This window comes from Lacticaseibacillus sp. YLM2-1 (assembly GCF_056583465.1).
On the sequence record NZ_CM152617.1, the window covers coordinates 459882 to 476861 of the forward strand.

At 45.4% G+C, this 16980-nt stretch carries 18 protein-coding genes and 1 pseudogene; 8 read left to right on the forward strand and 11 right to left on the reverse strand.

Annotation, left to right across the window (positions count from 1 at the left end; all coding sequences use genetic code 11):
* The first annotated feature begins 241 nt into the window (after nt 1-241).
* The 3 genes from AC07KQ_RS02190 to AC07KQ_RS02200 all read left to right on the forward strand — a co-directional run bounded on the left by AC07KQ_RS02190 (nt 242) and on the right by AC07KQ_RS02200 (nt 2576).
* The gene (locus tag AC07KQ_RS02190; RefSeq protein WP_003659803.1) at nt 242-430 is read left to right on the forward strand and encodes a hypothetical protein; all 189 of its coding nucleotides are present in this window, start codon (nt 242-244) and stop codon (nt 428-430) included.
* A 106-nt stretch (nt 431-536) separates the two neighbouring features.
* Nucleotides 537-1403, forward strand: a complete 867-nt coding sequence (locus AC07KQ_RS02195) for a MetQ/NlpA family ABC transporter substrate-binding protein (protein ID WP_013245421.1) — start codon at nt 537-539, stop codon at nt 1401-1403.
* Between the two features lie 156 nt (nt 1404-1559).
* Nucleotides 1560-2576 carry a linear amide C-N hydrolase gene (locus AC07KQ_RS02200; protein WP_003583296.1) on the forward strand — a complete coding sequence of 339 codons (1017 nt, stop codon included), beginning with the start codon at nt 1560-1562 and terminating at the stop codon, nt 2574-2576.
* Between the two features lie 119 nt (nt 2577-2695).
* On the opposite strand, the gene AC07KQ_RS02205 is transcribed toward AC07KQ_RS02200, so the two are convergent.
* From AC07KQ_RS02205 to AC07KQ_RS02245, 9 genes are all read right to left on the reverse strand, one after another.
* Nucleotides 2696-3676 carry a hypothetical protein gene (locus AC07KQ_RS02205; protein ID WP_016386554.1) on the reverse strand — a complete coding sequence of 327 codons (981 nt, stop codon included), beginning with the start codon at nt 3674-3676 and terminating at the stop codon, nt 2696-2698.
* A 146-nt stretch (nt 3677-3822) separates the two neighbouring features.
* Complete coding sequence (locus AC07KQ_RS02210; RefSeq protein ID WP_274991038.1) at nt 3823-5517, reverse strand: oleate hydratase; 1695 nt, start codon at nt 5515-5517, stop codon at nt 3823-3825.
* A gap of 11 nt (nt 5518-5528) precedes the next feature.
* Complete coding sequence (locus AC07KQ_RS02215; RefSeq protein ID WP_003563412.1) at nt 5529-5657, reverse strand: hypothetical protein; 129 nt, start codon at nt 5655-5657, stop codon at nt 5529-5531.
* Nucleotides 5658-5752: 95 nt separating this feature from the next.
* On the reverse strand, nt 5753-6316 hold the full coding sequence (locus AC07KQ_RS02220) for a TetR/AcrR family transcriptional regulator C-terminal domain-containing protein (protein ID WP_013245423.1): 564 nt from the start codon (nt 6314-6316) through the stop codon (nt 5753-5755).
* 84 nt (nt 6317-6400) lie between these two features.
* Nucleotides 6401-6769, reverse strand: a complete 369-nt coding sequence (dhaM, locus tag AC07KQ_RS02225; protein WP_003563416.1) for a dihydroxyacetone kinase phosphoryl donor subunit DhaM — start codon at nt 6767-6769, stop codon at nt 6401-6403.
* 49 nt (nt 6770-6818) lie between these two features.
* A complete protein-coding gene (dhaL, locus tag AC07KQ_RS02230) occupies nt 6819-7400 on the reverse strand; it encodes a dihydroxyacetone kinase subunit DhaL (protein WP_003583307.1) in 582 nt (193 codons plus the stop codon).
* On the reverse strand, nt 7387-8406 hold the full coding sequence (gene dhaK / locus AC07KQ_RS02235; RefSeq protein ID WP_003563420.1) for a dihydroxyacetone kinase subunit DhaK: 1020 nt from the start codon (nt 8404-8406) through the stop codon (nt 7387-7389). Before dhaK ends, dhaL begins: the two co-directional genes overlap by 14 nt.
* 390 nt (nt 8407-8796) lie before the next feature.
* Complete coding sequence (locus AC07KQ_RS02240; protein ID WP_003573613.1) at nt 8797-9225, reverse strand: OsmC family protein; 429 nt, start codon at nt 9223-9225, stop codon at nt 8797-8799.
* 185 nt (nt 9226-9410) lie between these two features.
* Nucleotides 9411-9590, reverse strand: a complete 180-nt coding sequence (locus AC07KQ_RS02245) for a hypothetical protein (protein WP_013245424.1) — start codon at nt 9588-9590, stop codon at nt 9411-9413.
* Nucleotides 9591-9797: 207 nt separating this feature from the next.
* Here AC07KQ_RS02245 and AC07KQ_RS02250 point away from each other — a divergent pair, with 207 nt between their 5' ends.
* A complete protein-coding gene (locus AC07KQ_RS02250) occupies nt 9798-10670 on the forward strand; it encodes an Rgg family transcriptional regulator (protein WP_013245425.1) in 873 nt (290 codons plus the stop codon).
* Nucleotides 10671-11006: 336 nt separating this feature from the next.
* On the opposite strand, the gene AC07KQ_RS02255 is transcribed toward AC07KQ_RS02250, so the two are convergent.
* On the reverse strand, nt 11007-12419 hold the full coding sequence (locus tag AC07KQ_RS02255; protein ID WP_480156586.1) for an exonuclease domain-containing protein: 1413 nt from the start codon (nt 12417-12419) through the stop codon (nt 11007-11009).
* A gap of 232 nt (nt 12420-12651) precedes the next feature.
* Here AC07KQ_RS02255 and AC07KQ_RS02260 point away from each other — a divergent pair, with 232 nt between their 5' ends.
* From AC07KQ_RS02260 to AC07KQ_RS02275, 4 genes and pseudogenes are all read left to right on the forward strand, one after another.
* Nucleotides 12652-12945, forward strand: a complete 294-nt coding sequence (locus AC07KQ_RS02260; RefSeq protein ID WP_003583313.1) for an ArsR/SmtB family transcription factor — start codon at nt 12652-12654, stop codon at nt 12943-12945.
* 78 nt (nt 12946-13023) lie between these two features.
* Nucleotides 13024-14187, forward strand: a complete 1164-nt coding sequence (locus AC07KQ_RS02265) for an MFS transporter (RefSeq protein WP_013245426.1) — start codon at nt 13024-13026, stop codon at nt 14185-14187.
* Between the two features lie 182 nt (nt 14188-14369).
* The gene (locus AC07KQ_RS02270; protein WP_016368684.1) at nt 14370-14981 is read left to right on the forward strand and encodes a hypothetical protein; all 612 of its coding nucleotides are present in this window, start codon (nt 14370-14372) and stop codon (nt 14979-14981) included.
* A pseudogene (locus tag AC07KQ_RS02275) lies at nt 14971-15544 on the forward strand (DNA-3-methyladenine glycosylase I). The gene AC07KQ_RS02270 and the pseudogene AC07KQ_RS02275 overlap by 11 nt, the downstream one beginning before the upstream one ends.
* Before the next feature lie 71 nt (nt 15545-15615).
* Here the strand turns inward: AC07KQ_RS02275 and fba are convergent.
* Nucleotides 15616-16497 carry a class II fructose-1,6-bisphosphate aldolase gene (gene fba, locus AC07KQ_RS02280; protein WP_003563442.1) on the reverse strand — a complete coding sequence of 294 codons (882 nt, stop codon included), beginning with the start codon at nt 16495-16497 and terminating at the stop codon, nt 15616-15618.
* Nucleotides 16498-16980: the final 483 nt, after the last annotated feature.

Here is a 16980-nt window from a genome sequence, read left to right on the forward strand (position 1 = left end):
AAATTTGTATTTGTAGATTATAACATGCGAATATTGAAAAGTTTTTTAATGCCTAAGTTGTTCCCCAATCATCTTTTCAAACCTTTGTCTTGACATTCACAAGCGCGGGCCGTATAGTCCTTCCAACAAGACTTTAGGTGTTACTCAGCACAACTTTCAAAGCGAGCTGAATGACATTTATAAAAACAACACTTTGAGAAGAAGAGTAACTTTGGCGCAGACGCTGTAGAAAGCCCGGTTGATGGAAAAGGGTCATCTGCAAGAAGGTGAAGATGAGCTTCGAATAGTTATTCGTGCGGTTAACGCTCACGAGTCGGTTACGGCCGTTATGCTGTCAGGTATCAACAGGTACTGGAGACGATGTATCAACATCGTGAATAAGGGTGGTAACGCGACACTGTCGCCCCTTGACTACAACAAAAGTAGTTAAGGGGCGTTTTTTTGTGGCAGCGCAAGGTTATCTAAAATAAATCAAAGTTGTTTAACGAGATAGTCTTGATAGTTTGCTAGTGGAAATGTTTGGAGGAGGATCTCTTATGAGTCGTTGGAAAAAAGCTATCTTCACAGGGATTGCATTGGTTTCATTATTAACACTAACAGCGTGTGGCAAAGCAACTAGTAGCAATAGCAGTCATACTAGTTCAAAAAGTGAGTCAATCATCATCGGCAGTAGTGGCTCGGATTATCAAATTTGGCAACATATTGCTAAATCACCGCAGGCCAAGAAGGCTGGTCTGAGGATTAAAGTCAAGCAAGTTTCAGATGGCAACGTCACTAACTCAGCTACTGCCGAGGGACAATTGGATGTTAATGCATTCCAGTCATATGCTTACTTTCAGCAATATAACAAATTAAATCCGAGCGAAAAGTTAGCAGCATTAGGCACAACCTACCTGGAACCAATGGGACTGTATTCTAAAAAATATAAACAGCTGCGAGAGATTCCAGATGGTGCAACGATTGGCATCTCAAACGATCCTGCTAATGCGACACGAGGGTTACTTTTGCTAGCAACGGCCAAGCTTGTCACCCTTAAGTCTGACTTCAATGCTTTAAGTACCGTGAAGGACATTCAAGCCAATCCGAAGCACTTAAAGTTTAAAGAGGTCGACCCATCGGTGCAAATGCTGCCCGATTTGGACGCAGAACTGATTTCGAATACGCGGGCACTTGATGGTGGGCTGAATGTTTTGAAAGATTCATTGGTGCATGAGAAGTTGAACCAAACGACACGCGCCAACGTCAATATATTAGTGACCGCATTGAAAAATGAAAAAAAGGAAGAATTTAAAAAGTTAGTGCCGCTTTACCATGACCCAACGATTCAGAGTTGGATTAAAAAGACTTTTTCTGGCACGAAACTTGATGTGAATAAACCGATCAGTTATCTCCAACAAAAATAATAATAACGAGATCGCTGTGAAACCAGTACTTATGGGGCTGTAGAGCAGCTTTTTATTGAAGGGGATCGAGCCATTAAGCAATTCGGGTTATAATGACAGTAATCGTAAAAATTAAGCTTTAAACACTGACATTTATTTTCGAAAGGGGTCGTTGCTATGTGTTCTTCAATGACAATTAAATCGCTACAAGGTGATATTTTCTGGGGCCGGACCATGGATTACAACACCAGTTTCTTTCATGAATCACCAGTCGGCGGGGTTCCTGGTAAAATTGTCAGTTTGCCAGCAAACAAGGCATTACCAACACAAAGTGCCAAATGGACCACAAAGTATGCAGCGGTTGGCGTCGGTATTGATCAAAGTACGGCACTTTTCGACGGCGTCAATAGCGAAGGCTTGGCTGGCGACTTGCAGGTTTTGGTAGAGTGCAGCTGGGCGAGTGCGGATTCTTTGAAACAGCGTGGGCTGAAAGCTATTAAAGGCGAGGAGTTTGTGACCTTGGCCTTGACGACATGCAAAAATGTTGACGAAGTACGCGCTTTGGCGGGTGAGTATGGCCTGCTGGATGAACCTTATGAGTTTGGCGGCCAAGGGGTGAAAATCCCATTACATTACACATTTGTTGATCCATCAGGTAAGGGGATTGTTGTCGAACCAACCGATCACGGCGCCTTTAAGCTGTATGATAGCATCGGCGCCATGACGAATAGTCCTGAATACGGGTGGCATGAAACCAATTTGCGCAATTATGTCAGTCTGAATGACAATAACTATCCTAAGGGGTCCGAATTAGGCGACTACCATATTGAGCCGATTGAGTTAGGCACAGGCTACGGGATGTTCGGTTTGCCAGGCGATTACACATCACCATCGCGGTTTCTGCGGGCAATGTTTGTTTCGCGTAATCTTGATCCCTTCAATAGCAAAGACGGCATTCGCGTATTATACAATGCTTTCAAGACTGTCTTGATTCCGCAGGGGCTAGGTCGCGACCCACAACATCAGGTTTTAACGGATTACACGCAGTACTGGTCTGGCTATGATCTGACGAAAAAGACAATTTTCGTGCAAGATTCAGACACATTGACAATGACAACGAAAACACTTGATCCGACTATTACTGACGTCACTTATGAAGATTTGGCTAAAACTGAACAGTTCAATCAACTGTAGACTGACATCATTGACATGAAAAAAGGCAACACTGAACGAGAGACCAATCATTGATTTTGGGGTTCAGTGTTGTCTTTTTGATTTGTCATCTAACGAGCCGGAGTGGTGACTTGGTATCGTTATTTGTCGTGTTTGTGCTTTTGCCACCCAGCGATCGGAACAACTCGATTATTCGTTGTCGTTTCTGTTGGGTTACTAGTAGGTTGTTGGGGTGCTGGTTTGGCGGCAACAAGTTCTTGAACGCGACTTTCGGCAGCTGTAGCAAGTGCCTGTCGCTGGGTTGGTGTCCACAGGTGGGAGGTTGTTGTAGATCGAATGAAAATAGCGACCATTTGTCCAATGACTGCGCGCTGATCAGGACCAATGGTTTTTTTGTCATATAGTAGCATGGACATGGCAGCCTTAATGTCCTGAGCGGTCCAATTCTTTGGATCGTGGCCGAACAAACTCTGAATCGTGTGGGCAAGGAACAACGTGGTGGCACCAAAGAGTTCCTGATTTTGAACTGGCTTAGGAACCTGCAGCCACGTTTTGGATTCTAAAAAGGTCATCGTCAATTGAAATAATTCAGCCATATTTTCGGAATCAAAGTCAACGTCATTATCGGGGTCACTGAAGGCATCATCAACACCAGGAAGATCAAAATCATCATTGCCGAATGGTGATGTGAGGGCCCCCTCTTCCGTCAAACCGAGCAGATAGGTGGCAGTGACGAACACGTTCATCAAGGCATCAACAAATTCAAGGATAGTCAATTTAATCTCATTTGTTGCAATCAACCAGAGCATAAATGTTTTTAACAGTTCCGCCGCGATCGCTAACGACTCGCTGCGATCCAATGCATCATCATGATAAGTCTGTAAGGTCTCCTGTAAACCAGCTGCAACGTGTTCAGTATCAAGTGCTTGAATGGTTGAACGAAGGTTATCAAAGGCATGCACGAAAAAGGTGACGAGGATTAATCGAATTTCATCTGGTGGCACCTGGCTAAAGCCGGGAACTGTCAGCAGGTGTTGATAACTTGTGCTTTCCTGGAAATTTTCCCAGTATTTATCGATTTCGCGACTGGCATGGCGTCGCAGTTTTAATTCGTAGTCCATGATCTGCCTCCATTAAAATTGGTTGGATTCACTAAGAACAGTTTAACAGTAACAAGCTTGAGCTGATAGCTGTTAGCATTATTTTTAGTGCACAAAAAGGAAAAGCGTTGCCCATGCACGGACAACGCTTTTGATATTGAACGTTATTATTCAAACATTTTTTTCGTGGCACGCATCAATGTCTTGATGTCTTTATCATACCGCGGTGTTTTAACTAAATGACTCATTGGAATGCCGGTGAAATGATAAGCGGCAATCTCACCTGAACGAACAGCACTTTGCTCAGTGAAGACCATTTGGAATGGTTGTTCAGCGAATTCACCGGTAAAGGCAAGGTTTGTTGAATGTGCTGGAATCACGTCTGGCCGATCAACCTTGGCGCGATTGTTGAAGAGTGCCGAAGCATATGGCATATAAACAGGGATGTTGTTGATGATGCTTGCCATAATCTCATCTTGATGATCACGAATATTACCAGGACCGGGATCAACTTTAGCAAGCTGACCAATCAATTCAAGGGCCATCTCTTTACCCGTCATTTCGATATACGGCTTGTTGACAAATTCACCGTAGCGCCGTGGATAAAGGAAGTAGCCCCACAAGACGGTCTCGTTTGGTTTCTGGGTGGTAAAGTGTGGCTGATGATGTACCACGATTGACATCATGACATCTTTTTGCCCAAGTGCCGTGATTGGTTGGGTTGACATGAACGAATTCAGGGCGTTACCAGGGACTTGCGTTGTAATACGTTCGATTTCGTTAAGCAACAAATGATCTTTGGTCGTCAAGGTGAAGCTGACCCACTCGCTGGCTGACCGATCCGCAAAGAACTTATCAGGATTACCAAGGTTATAAAAATGCTCAGTCGCTTGTTTCCACAGACTTGCGGCAGCACCGTAGTCCATGTTTTCGACTGCTGCATGATCAAAGTCACCTTGAGTTGCGGAGTCGGTGATCGATCCATTCGTGAAGAAAACGGCGGTATCATCATCAACGGTAACATGTTCTTCGTCATCAGTCTCTGTGTTCAGAATGGTGAGGCCCGTAACTGTAATTTCATCGGTCATGGCCGTGTCTTTAAATTCAAACGCTGTGACACGCCGGTTCAAAATGATCTTGCAGCCTTGCTCCTTCAGGTAATTAATCAGTGGCAGCATAATGCTTTCAAATTGATTATAGCGGGTCCGGTTAACCCCGACTAAATGCTCAATTTGAGTAAATTCATAAATCATCATGTGCATGTACCGCCGCAATTCCTGCGCAGAACTTTGTGTGCGGAAGGCAAAGGTGGTTTCCCATATATACCAGAAATTGGTTTGGAACATGTGCGGATCATCCTTGAAGTAGTCGGCGATGCTAACATTGTCGAGCTTTTCTTCTTCGGAATCAGGCATCATGATTAACTTCGTCAGCAAAAGGCGATCCGTGTTATTCAGGCCCAAGTGTCCTGCTTGGATGATGCCAATACCGCCTTCCATCAACCGAGCTTTATCAAACGTCCGATGTTGGGCATCGAATTGGCGCGTGTCTTCTTCAGCTGTGAGTCCCGGTTCCGTTGCCGATGGAATCCGACTAAGCAAATCCATCAAATCGACATACGTCCGGTAATTCAACATCCGACCGCCCCGAGCAACATAGCCCTTCGTGTTTTCCATGGGATGATTTTTGTTCCAATATTCATCCACAGTATCGACTGTTGGGGCACCATCATTTGAACCATGGTCATCCAGTGAATAGAAGGTGATTTGATCACCTTGCCAATGAGCTTCCTGAATGAGATAAACAGCTGCAGCCATATTGGCCAGCCCTGCACCGATCATGATCGCCTTATGCTTGATCATTTTCCCGCCTCCTAGCGACTTTCGAACTTATTGTATGCGTCAGCGTCATCTTTAAACAGCTCCATTTTGTTTGCGAAGTAGCATGCGGTGCCGCCAGCAACCAGCGCAACGCCTAGCGCTGTCAATAAGAATTTCTTCATCTAAAAACGCTTCCTTTCTGATGTCACCTATATTATAGGCACAAGTAAAAGAAGCGTCTTTAGTCAAATTGTGATGTTTGTTCGAAAATTAACTTTTATTGTGGGCCAAGTGACCGCTTGCGGACAATGAAAGCAATCGACCCGTTTAACATCAAATCAGCCCGCTTGATCAGATTGCGTTCCGGTTCTTTCAAGGACTGCGCTAACCACAGCAGCACTTGCCCGACGATGGCTGCACCATAAAAGTTGCAGATATCGGCAACGGTTTGGGCTGGTGTTGCTGGGTCAATGTCCAAAACGACTGGTTTCACCATGTCGGTGGCTGACTGAAATAAGAATTCTTCCAGCATGTCACGGCCAACTGAATGAAACGCATTCAGACAAAAGACCTGATTAGCCATGATATAGTCAAGCACCAGCTGATACTTTGTTACCCATGTGGCTGCGCCTAAGTCCTGCATCACTTTACGGCCAATGTCAGCCTCTAAGGTCCATTTCAGTAAGGCATAGATGTCATCAAAATGGTAATAAAACGTGTTGCGGTTGACATGTGCAGCTGTGCTTAACTCGGCAATCGTGATGCGATCTAATGGTTTGTGCTGCATTTGTACTTTGAGAACCTTGGCAAGATGCGCCTTAGTTTGATCAGATGTGGACATATGCAATCTCTCCTGTAGCCATGGTCAACATTTTTGGCATGAAAAACCGCTTGTCAGTTGTTCAAGCCGACAAGCGGCGATGACTTACTTTACTTTGAGTGGTTTCAATTGCGCTTCGATTTTGTCGAGGGTGACATTGGCTTCTAGCAATGCTGCGGCTGCATAAGCCCCTTCAACAAACGCGACATCATAAACATGCATCTGTTTATCACTGACTTCTTCGGCAATGTCCAAATTCATTTTCGCACTGCCGAGGTCGTAGAAAACAAGCAGTTCAGAAGCTGGATTATCGCCAATTGCTTTTTGAATATGGTCGAGATCCGTGCCGATTTTGCCGTCGCTAGTACCGCCAGCTGTGGTGATAGGAACATCTTTAGCGACTTGTTTGATTAAAGTTTCAACACCATTGGCGATCGCCGGAACGTGTGAAACAAGTAAAATGCCTAGTGCCATAGGATCACTCCTTTACAAGTGTTTGCCTTCATAGTTTGTCGGTTGTCGATCAAGCGGTCGCATCTAAATAGGCTTTCAACAATTCGCCAGTTGAAGCGGCGCCGGGATCAATGTGGCCGACACTCTTTTCACCAAGATAAGACGCCCGGCCGCGTTTAGCGATCATTGGCTCGGTGGAAGCAACCAACTTGTCAATGGCGGCGTCATCGAGCTTGCCTTGTTTGATCAAATCAGCTGCTGGTGCCCAGACATCAAGCATTGTCTTATCACCGGTTTTTGCTTGGCCGCGCTTAGCAATACCCTTTGCGGCAGCATCGACGAGGTCGCCAAAATCGGTGTCGGTTTTGGCAAGCTTAGCCATTTCGAGAAAGGCTGTACCATATAAAGGACCGCTGGCACCGCCGACTTTGCTCAGCATGGCCATTGCAATTGTCTTGAAGTCTTGAGCCAGATCGGTAGTCGGTGGGGTTTTTTCGAAGGCTGCTTTGATCGCTTCGACGCCGCGCTCCATGTTGTTGCCGTGGTCAGAATCGCCAATCACGCGATCAAGTTCGGTGAGATGGTCTTTTTCCTTGGTAATGCGAGTTTCAAAATTCGTCATCCATTTGGTTAATGTATCAGCGTTTAACATCGGTATCCCCCCAACCAACAGTGTGGGCTGACGCATTCAAGTAGGTCAGCCATTGCGGATCGTCTAAAGCCAACATGGTCAATGAGATGCCAGCCATGTCGAGTGATGTGACATAGTTGCCAGCTTTGGTGAAGCTGACAGGTAACTTTTCAGTCTTCAGTTCATTCAGCACATCGCCCATGAAAATGTATTGTTCAGACAACGGGGTAGCACCCATGCCGTTAACCAAGACGGCATACTTGTGGGCTTGTGGATCTTTGAACTCCGCCGTCAACTTGCTAATCAGTTGCTTAGCCAATTGTTTAGAGGTCGGCAGTTTTTCCTGACCGGTGCCAGGTTCGTTATGAATGCCAACACCGAATTCAATTTCATCAGGTTTTAAATCAAACCCGGGTTTGCCGACTTCAGGAACCGTTGCAGCGTGCAATGCTACGGCAAAGGACTTGGTGTTCTTAACGACGGCATCGCCTAACTTCTTCAGGTCATCTAGACTTAAACCAGCTTCAGCAGCCGCGCCGATAATTTTTTCGGCAAAAATAGTACCAGCGACACCGCGCCGACCTTGCGTGTACAGTGAATCTTTGACGGCAACATCGTCATCAACGACTACGGATTCGACGGTGATATCGTCAACACTGGCAAGGTCTTTGGCCATGTCGAAGTTCATCACATCGCCTGAATAGTTCTTGACGATCATCAAAACGCCTGCACCTTGGTCAACTTCTTTAATAGCAGCGTAAATTTGATCTGGGGTCGGGGATGTGAAGACTTGGCCCGCCACCGCAGCATCAAGCATGCCTTGACCGACATAGCCGGCATGCAGCGGTTCATGACCGGAACCGCCGCCAGAGATGACGCCGACCTTCTTATGTTGTTTGAACGCGGCATCATTTCTGACGACCGCCGTTGTATCAGGAATCTGTTTCAAATATTGCGGATAGCTGGCAGCGAGTCCAGCAATCATTTCCGGGACAATATCGCCCGGTGCATTGATGATTTTCTTCATATTTGCAACTCCCTTCTAGTTATCAGTGTAACCCTAACAATGCTAAAATACAGTGATTTTCTAGCAGATATTGATGTTCAGATTGCCTTAAAAACGGTGATGGTGCATGTCATGCTGAGGTGGGTGGGTATCCAGCAAAATCAAATAGATGGCAATGCTTTGCTGCAGAAGGACGCATAAGAAAACCCGTTTTGCTGATAGCAGTCGGCAAGCGGGTGGGAAAAACTTTTAAGGGTGCATGGTTGATCAACTTATGTTAATCATAAAGTAAGTCTAAAGTCTTTGCAATCGCTTACACAAAAAGACACAACAAATCTGACTTTGTTGCGTACGCGCCTGGCAGAAGACACATCTAAAGGAATCAGGCTTCGATCATTGGCCTCGGGCAGTTTAGTCTTTAAAATCAGTCACTGTTTCGATCGTATAATTGCCACTATTTTTGAGCAACTTCGAAACGGGACAGCGATTTTCGATTTCGTTGGTGAAAGCCTTAGCAGTATCGAAATCAACGCCTTTGACCATGACCTGGGCGTGCACCAAAAATTGATATTCAGCGCGGGCGCCGATGAAAGCGACCTTCACCCGCACCGCTCCTGTATGCGGCAAACCGTGCTCCTTTTCAACCGCTTCCAGCGTGGCTTCTAGACATGTGCTTAATGATAGCCCCAAAAGTTGCTCTGGGTTGGTTCCGGGATGATCATTCATCGGACTGCTGGTTTGCACTTTAAGTCCACCGGGAATATAAGCGTGGCCCTCCAGCCCTTCGTCATTAATAGCCGTCGCTGTATACAGCGGGTGGTTCCAGCGTTCATCTTGCATGGTGACGCCTCCTCATATAGGTCATTGCGGTAATTCAAGTTTTGGTGCGTGGATGTTAAACCGAGTTTTTCTTGAAGTTATTGAAATTGAACAGACTTTTGTCTAAGTTGATAACTCTATTCAGTATAAGCGCTTACATGATCTTCGCAAACAGTTAATTTTTCATGGCACGAATTTTTCGATGTTCATGATTTAAAAATATTAGAAATCATTTTATAAGCGATCACGATCAGAATGAAAAAGCTGCTCAACCCAGAAGCTATTGAGGTCAGCAAAAGCATTTCTGCGCCGATACGCTCATAGAGGATTCCTACGATTAAGGCGATAATGAACGTTGCCAGATCAAGAAGCCACAATTTTTGCATGTAGTTTATACCTCACTATTAGATTTACACGATTTTTATTGGTCAATGATTGAGTGCGAAAAATGACACGACAACCATGCTGTGGCAGATGCCAAACTATATGAGGCAACTTCAGATGCTGCTTTTTTAGCTTACCCTTCTATTCTTGGCGTTCATGTTAATATGAAATCATTCATATTTTGGTAAAAAATCAAACGAGGTGTTCATGTGTTGGATTATTCGGCAGGGGCTATTTACCACGAGGTACGTCGGCGACGGGACTTGCGAATCAAGGAAGTTAAGGGTGATTTACATCAATCCACGATTTCTCACCTTGAGCATGATCAAAGTGATATGACGCTACGCACTATGGTAAAGATACTTCGCCCGACTTTTATGTCTGCTGAAGAGTTTTGCCGTCTGATAGACAACGGAAGTGAAACATCAACTGCAATTTTTAAACAGATTGCTCATTATTATGATTCGACTGACTTGGCGGGTTTATACGACTTGCTAGCGTCTTATAAAGAGCAAAACATTCTGGCAACGCCAAATAAAATGGTTATTTTGATGATTCAAAGTTGTATTGATGAACTATCTCAACATGAAACTTTATTTTCGAAAGAGGATTGTGATTTCGTGCAAGACTATCTTCTTAGACCGGGACGGTGGTTTAGTTTTGAATACATCGTTTTTGCCAATCTTGCATTCTCAATGCCAGCCAAGATCAATTTGAGAATTTCCAAGAAGATGTTTCATGCTTACCAGCAATTTCATTTACCTAGTTACGATGAATTGATAGTGAATGCTCTATACAATTTATCAATTTCTTTTCTTGAGCAAGATGATCCTTCTTCGGCCATTCAATTTTTAAGTTTTCTTGATTTGAAAAAATTGGATCATCATGTTCTCTATATGCGGCATCACGTGACTTTTTTGAAACTCATCATTCAATTTAAGTTGAATCCCTTAGACGTAAAAAACGCAAACGAATTGAGAACATTTTTAGAGGCAACGAAGCTGATTGATGATGTACTTTTTGAGAAAAATATTGATTGGATCAGATCTTTGAAAATTAACCCAAAAACTATTTTGAAATGAGATTTGACCATCATTCACAGTCACCAAGAAAAGGCAAACAGTTTCCGCTATAAAGACGGAAACTGTTTGCCTTTTCATATGGGTGATTTATTGCAATTTTAAAGATCTCAGTGCCAAGGCGGAGCAATCGTTGGCCAGATGGGGCTCGAAGCGCCGTCTCCGCTCTAGCTTCGCATTTCCATCCCATCTGGCCGGAGATTGCGGAGTTTGGCATGGCAAGGAATTCTTAAGCCTAGATCCTTCTCTGACTATTCGGAACCTAATGAATCACCAGTTCACTGCGAGAATTATGACCCATCCTCTAGATAATGGCTCGATAATTGAATGGTGGAACAGTTAACTGGTACTTGGATCAGGTTTCTGATAAGGTTCTGGGTCATTGGCGTGCTCAGGTGGCCGTTGTTCAAAGCCAATGTCTTTAGTGATGAGTGGGCTGCCTTCCCAGATGAGATGTTCCAACAACGCCATTGTGGTTTGCGCATCGCTCAAGGCGGTGTGGGAAGGCAAGTCAACCCCAAGCGACTCTTTGTAATGTTGCAACGACGGGGTGTGCTTTTTGCCGATGCCGAATGTTTTACGTGCCAAAGCAGCCACATCGAAGGCTTGCACTGGGGTGATATCGACATTCAGTCCCGCTCGTAGCGCACGCAGGTCGTTACTTAAGGCAAAACCCACAACGAGTTCATGCTTCAACAATTGTTCAACGGCAGCTTTGGCAAGTGGCAACGGCTGACCATATTGGGACAACAGATCATCGGTGATGCCTGTGATTTTGACTGAAAATGGCATGACGTGGTGGTCCTCAGGTAATTGGGTAAAAATATCGAAGGCGCCATCAACTTGGTGATGGCGTACCCGGAGTAAACTGATTTCTGTCAGATCAAGTTGGTTGCGATCGGCGACGAACTCAGTGTCGATGACGATGTAGTCGCCGCGTGCCAGCCGATCAACAACGTCCTTTTGCGAGCGCAGTGGGGCTTGATCTGAAGCTAATGTGGCCATGGTAGCTGCATCAAGTTGAATTGACTTAGCAGCGCGATCATTAGCTGCTTGGACCAACGGCGCTTCTTCAATGGCAAACTTGGCCGCAAGTCGCGTTGTCAAACGGTCGGCCTGCTCTTGCCGTTGACGACGCAGATCAGCTAAAGACTGGTCTGGATTGCCTAACGAAATGCCGAAGAGTCTGGCCAGCCAAGTCGCAGGAGCAGTTGGCATGCTGGTCAAAACATAGGCGCCGTTAAGATCGGCTAAAGAGAAAACGACCTGACCATTTTCAAGCCAATTTTGTAAGCCAATTGCAAGGAGGTGCACCCAGTCGCTAAAAGGTTGCATGATCAACGGCAATTTGTTGGCGGCTTTCATTTGATCTAACTGGTGAGCCGCCCCAGCGACAGCTAGAGCGAGGCCGCGCGTCAGACTTTTGCGATGATTACCAAAGTCTTGAACAGTGAATGCGATTGGGAGTAAGGCGCCACGCGGTCGTAAGGTATAGCGTAGGCGACCGCCTTCAGGATACCAGCGCGCGAGGTCAAACTGAACCTGCCCATGTGTATTGACTTGATTGGTTGAACTTGGCTGCTCTGGACGGTACTCGCGATGTTGGAGAATCGCCATCATCTCATCTAAGCGAATGCGAACTGCGGCGGCATTGTGGGGTTTTACGATGGGGTCACGCAACAATTTATTCAATTGTCGGCGAGCCTGCCGCGGTGAGCGTGTATTTCTTTGCCGATCAGTTGTACGAGCCATGGTGACACCTCCTTTGAGTGAAATTTTGAACACAGGAATAGTATACCAAGTGGACACGAGATTTCACATTTTTGCCATGATTATTCGAGACTAGCAGGTAAAAGGGGCCTTTACCCATGAATGTGGGTTAAAAACTTATTTACCCAAAACATGAACCGTCTATGGAGAATTGAAAAGCTTATTTTTTCAAAGAAAGTTTGCTTACAGATTAAGTTTGTGGCATAACTGTTGTATGGATATCAAACAATCAACAGACGAAACTGCCTTCAAACAACGAATTTTCTTTGCTTTGTCTGAACCTGGTCGCTATACGATTGTCCGCATGCTTTACCACGTCGGTCATGAGATGGGCTGCAACGAGCTGAACCAGCACGTGGAGATTGACAAATCAACGATGTCATATCATTTGCGAACGCTTCGGGAAATTGGCATGATTACCACGCGTACCCAAGGACGACAAAAATTTGTTACGCTGAATACAGGGAAAATTGAATCGGTTTTCCCGGGTTTACTTGAGAAGCTATAAATAAGCACATGGTTGCTTATTTTTTAGCACTGATTGTTTGATAATTTTAAAACCGTAAAACTGATTGGAGACTTTCTGATGAAAGAACGTAGACTTTCGTTTCTATTCTTCTTAGTGATGTTTGTGATTGGCACCGATACCTTTTTGGTTTCACCGTTGTTACCGACATTGACGCAATACTATGGCATTTCGACTAGTCTATCTGGTTTTATTGTCAGCGCTTATGCAGTGGGCTACATGATATCGGCATTATTGATTGGTCCGATTTCTGACCGGCACGACCGCAAACGTATTTTGATCATCGGGTTAATGGTTTTCACGTTGGCGACTGCCGGGTGCGGGCTGGCGAATACGTTTGCGATGATGCTTGTCGCCAGATTCGTCGCTGGTGTCGCGGCGGCCACGGCCGGACCGCAAATCTGGGCGGCTATCCCGGTATTGTTTCCAAAGACGCAAGTTGTCAAAGTAATGGGATATGCCACGGCCGGTCTGGCGGTTGCTCAAATCGTTGGGGTACCATTGGGGAGTTACTTAGCGGTATGGTCATGGCGATTTCCGTTCTTCTTCGTTGGCGTCATTGCCTTGATGTTGACGATGTTGGTCGTGCGTTTCATGCCCAGTCTTAACGAGGCGATAACTTCACGTCTTGCAACTGGTATCTATCGCAAACTTTTTCAGAACAAAACCGTGCTTAAACTGCTAGGGGCATACTTATTGTTTCAAACTGCAAATTTTTGCGGTTTCGCCTTTATCGGCACTTGGTTTGCGAAAAGCTTCCATTTATCAGTTGGTGCCATTGGCAGCTTCATTCTTTTAATCGGCGTTGGTCAGTTTGTTGGCAGCTTGCTGGGCAGCCGATTAGTCACTTGGTTGGGTCAGCCGCATGCGTTTCTGCTTGAGTTCTTACTTTTCATTGCTGGGTATCTGGTTTTGCCTTTCACCAATTCGCCACTGACGGCAACGGTCATCCTGGCATTTATCTATACAATCGGTGGCGCACTGCTGCCATTGTTTATGAGTACCTTGCAAGAACACGCGGGATCAGCCCGCAGCACGATTTCCGCGTTGGCCAATGCCGCCATGTACCTAGGTGAGGCCATCGGTGGTGTGATCGGCGGTATCTTGATTAAACAGTTTACTGGCTTCTCGGGGATTGCCGTTTTTACAGCGATTGGCGCAAGCTTGGCGATGTTGTTATATGCCCAGCAGGGATATTTTAAGCAATTGCAGACGAGTCGTTAAACACATACAGTACGGCTCAATAAAGCTAGTACTAGAAGGCTGAATTTTTTTGCTAATTCAGTTATGTGGCCGCCCCACAGCATCCAAGCCATTTACAACGAAGACACTATTGTTCTTGAAGAATGAGAAAGGTATACTCGAGATAAGAACGTATGTTTGCTATTTGGGAAGAAGGTACCAGCATGCAAGAAAATTTATCTCAGAAGATCTTAGACTTGTTAGACAGTGGCCGGTTTTTGACACTTAAGGAAATAGCTAAGTTATTGAAGATGCCAGAGAAGCCGGTTGAGGAAACTTTATTACACTTAGTAGGATTACAGAAAATGAACCGACGTCACTTTGCAGGGCGCGATTATTTTCAGACCACTCAGCCGCAACAGGCGACCAGCAAATTAAGTGCAGTTGCAGATGATTACTTAGATCAACGACAGGCAGCCCATGCGCTTGGAGTAGCGCGAACTTGCTACCACCATTTGGCTGGGAAAGCTGGTGTTGCCTTATTTGACCAGCTGTTAGCCAAAAAGATGGTTGTGCTGACGGCACCAAATGTGTATCAGCTTACTGAAAAAGGCCGCCACGCATTTGCACAATTCCTCGGGCGTCCAGTGCATCAGCTGAACATTCAGACTTGCATTGATTTTTCGGAACGCCGGGTTCATTTGGCTGGCAAGCTAGGCAATGATGTCATGGCTAAACTTGTCGCTGAGCATCAACTTGCTTTGACGCAGAATCGATGCGTGCAAGTGACCCAGCCGATTAAGATACAACCGCTGGAGGTACGATATGCTGGCTGAAAAACACCGTTGCGCATGGGGACAAACCAGTAATGACTTGATGCGTGAATATCATGATGAAGAGTGGGGGCGGCCCAGCCATGACAGTCGCCACTTATTTGAGCTTTTGTCGCTTGAAATCATGCAAGCAGGTTTGAGCTGGCAGACCGTTTTGAATAAACGTGCTGCTTTCAAACAGGCTTTTGCTAACTTTGACTATCGGCAGGTGCAGCGGATGGCACCGGAGATTCCTGTGCTCTTAGAAAATACGCAAATTATTCGGAATCGGCTGAAAGTGACGGCGATCATTAACAATGCGCGTGATCGCACAGTTAGCTGCCAAAGGCGAGGACTTTGATCATTACGTGTGGGCCTTTGTCAACAATCAGCCGATTCGGCATCATATTACCAGTCATGATCAGGTGCCTAACACAACCGACTTGGCCAAGCACATGAGCAAGCAAATGAAGGCAGATGGCTTTGCATTTACTGGTCCCGTCGTTATCTACTCATTTATGCAGGCTGCAGGGTTGGTCAATGATCATGAAGCCGACTGTTTTGTTAATCAAATACTTGATGAGTAACGAAATATGTATGAAAAAGCCCACTCGCTGAAATTTGCGAGTGGGCTTTTGAATGGCACTTAATGAAAAAATTAAAGTGCTTCTGGAACCATCTTAACTGGTTTGTTGCCAATCCAGCCGGTGATTTCTTTGAAGGTATCGGTGATAGCATCGGTGCCTGGCTTGAGCAGCTTACGAGGGTCGAAGCCCTTGCCTTGCTGATCCTTACCAGCTTCGATGTATTCACGGGTTGCCTTAGCAAAGGCAAGCTGGCATTCGGTGTTGATGTTCAACTTGGAAATACCCATGGTGATTGCCTTTTGAACTTGTTCTTGAGGGATACCAGAACCGCCGTGAAGAACGAGCGGCATCTTAACAGCATCGTTCAATTCTTGCAGACGATCGAAGTGCAGGCCCTTCCAGTTGTCTGGATATTGACCGTGGATGTTGCCGATACCAGCAGCCAGGAAGTCGATCCCGGTAGCGGCTAATGTCTTGGCTTCTTCAACGTCAGCTAATTCGCCTTCGCCGACAACACCGTCTTCTTCACCGCCGATAGAACCAACTTCGGCTTCAACAGAAATGCCCTTGGCGTGAGCCAACTTAACGATTTCCTTGGTTTTTTCCAAGTTATCTTCAAAGTCGAGGTCGTGGCCGTCGAACATAACGGAGTTGTAGCCGGCAGCAATAGCTTCCTTGGCAGCTTCGTAGTTACCGTGATCCAAATGAATCACAACAGGAACGGTGATGCCCATGGCTTTAACCGTTGCTTCGATCATGGTCTGGCAGAATTCATAGCCGCCCATGTACTTAGCAGCACCCATGGATGTCTGGATGATAACCGGAACGTTCAATTCTTGCGCACCGGCAAGGATGGCGCGTGTCCATTCCAAGTTATTGGTGTTGAAGGCACCGATACAGTAGTGACCTTTATGTGCAGCTTTTACAAGCTCTGCAGCGTTAACTAATGGCATGTAGATATCCTCCTAGGAAATAAACAATTCACAACCGTTGTATTTTATCATATGTTGCGGGAGAAAAGGGCGAGAAAATGATGAGAGCTACTCGACCGGCGTGACGGCTTTTTATAACACCCGTCATACATATGTCTGTGTGTACGCAAAGTCACTTTGAATGTACCCCGTAATCAGGGAAAATGCTACTGATTTGCTCACTTTTTGCCGACAAAATAAAAAATGACCATCAAATTGAAATTTGTTTGAAACTGGTAGTTGTGTGACCGCAATCGGATATTTAGTCAAGATTAAATGAGATTACTCTCATAAAAAGAAGGCGGAAATTTGTTTATAAGTGGCACGTTTCACAATTTAAAATGCTAACTAATAGAAAAGCAAATCGCAATAAGTGGGTATTTCTTAAATTGGGTTAGTTGTTGTATGGTTTGAAAAAATCTGAATTCACAAAGTCTGATCTCTTTGATAAATGAGATCACACTA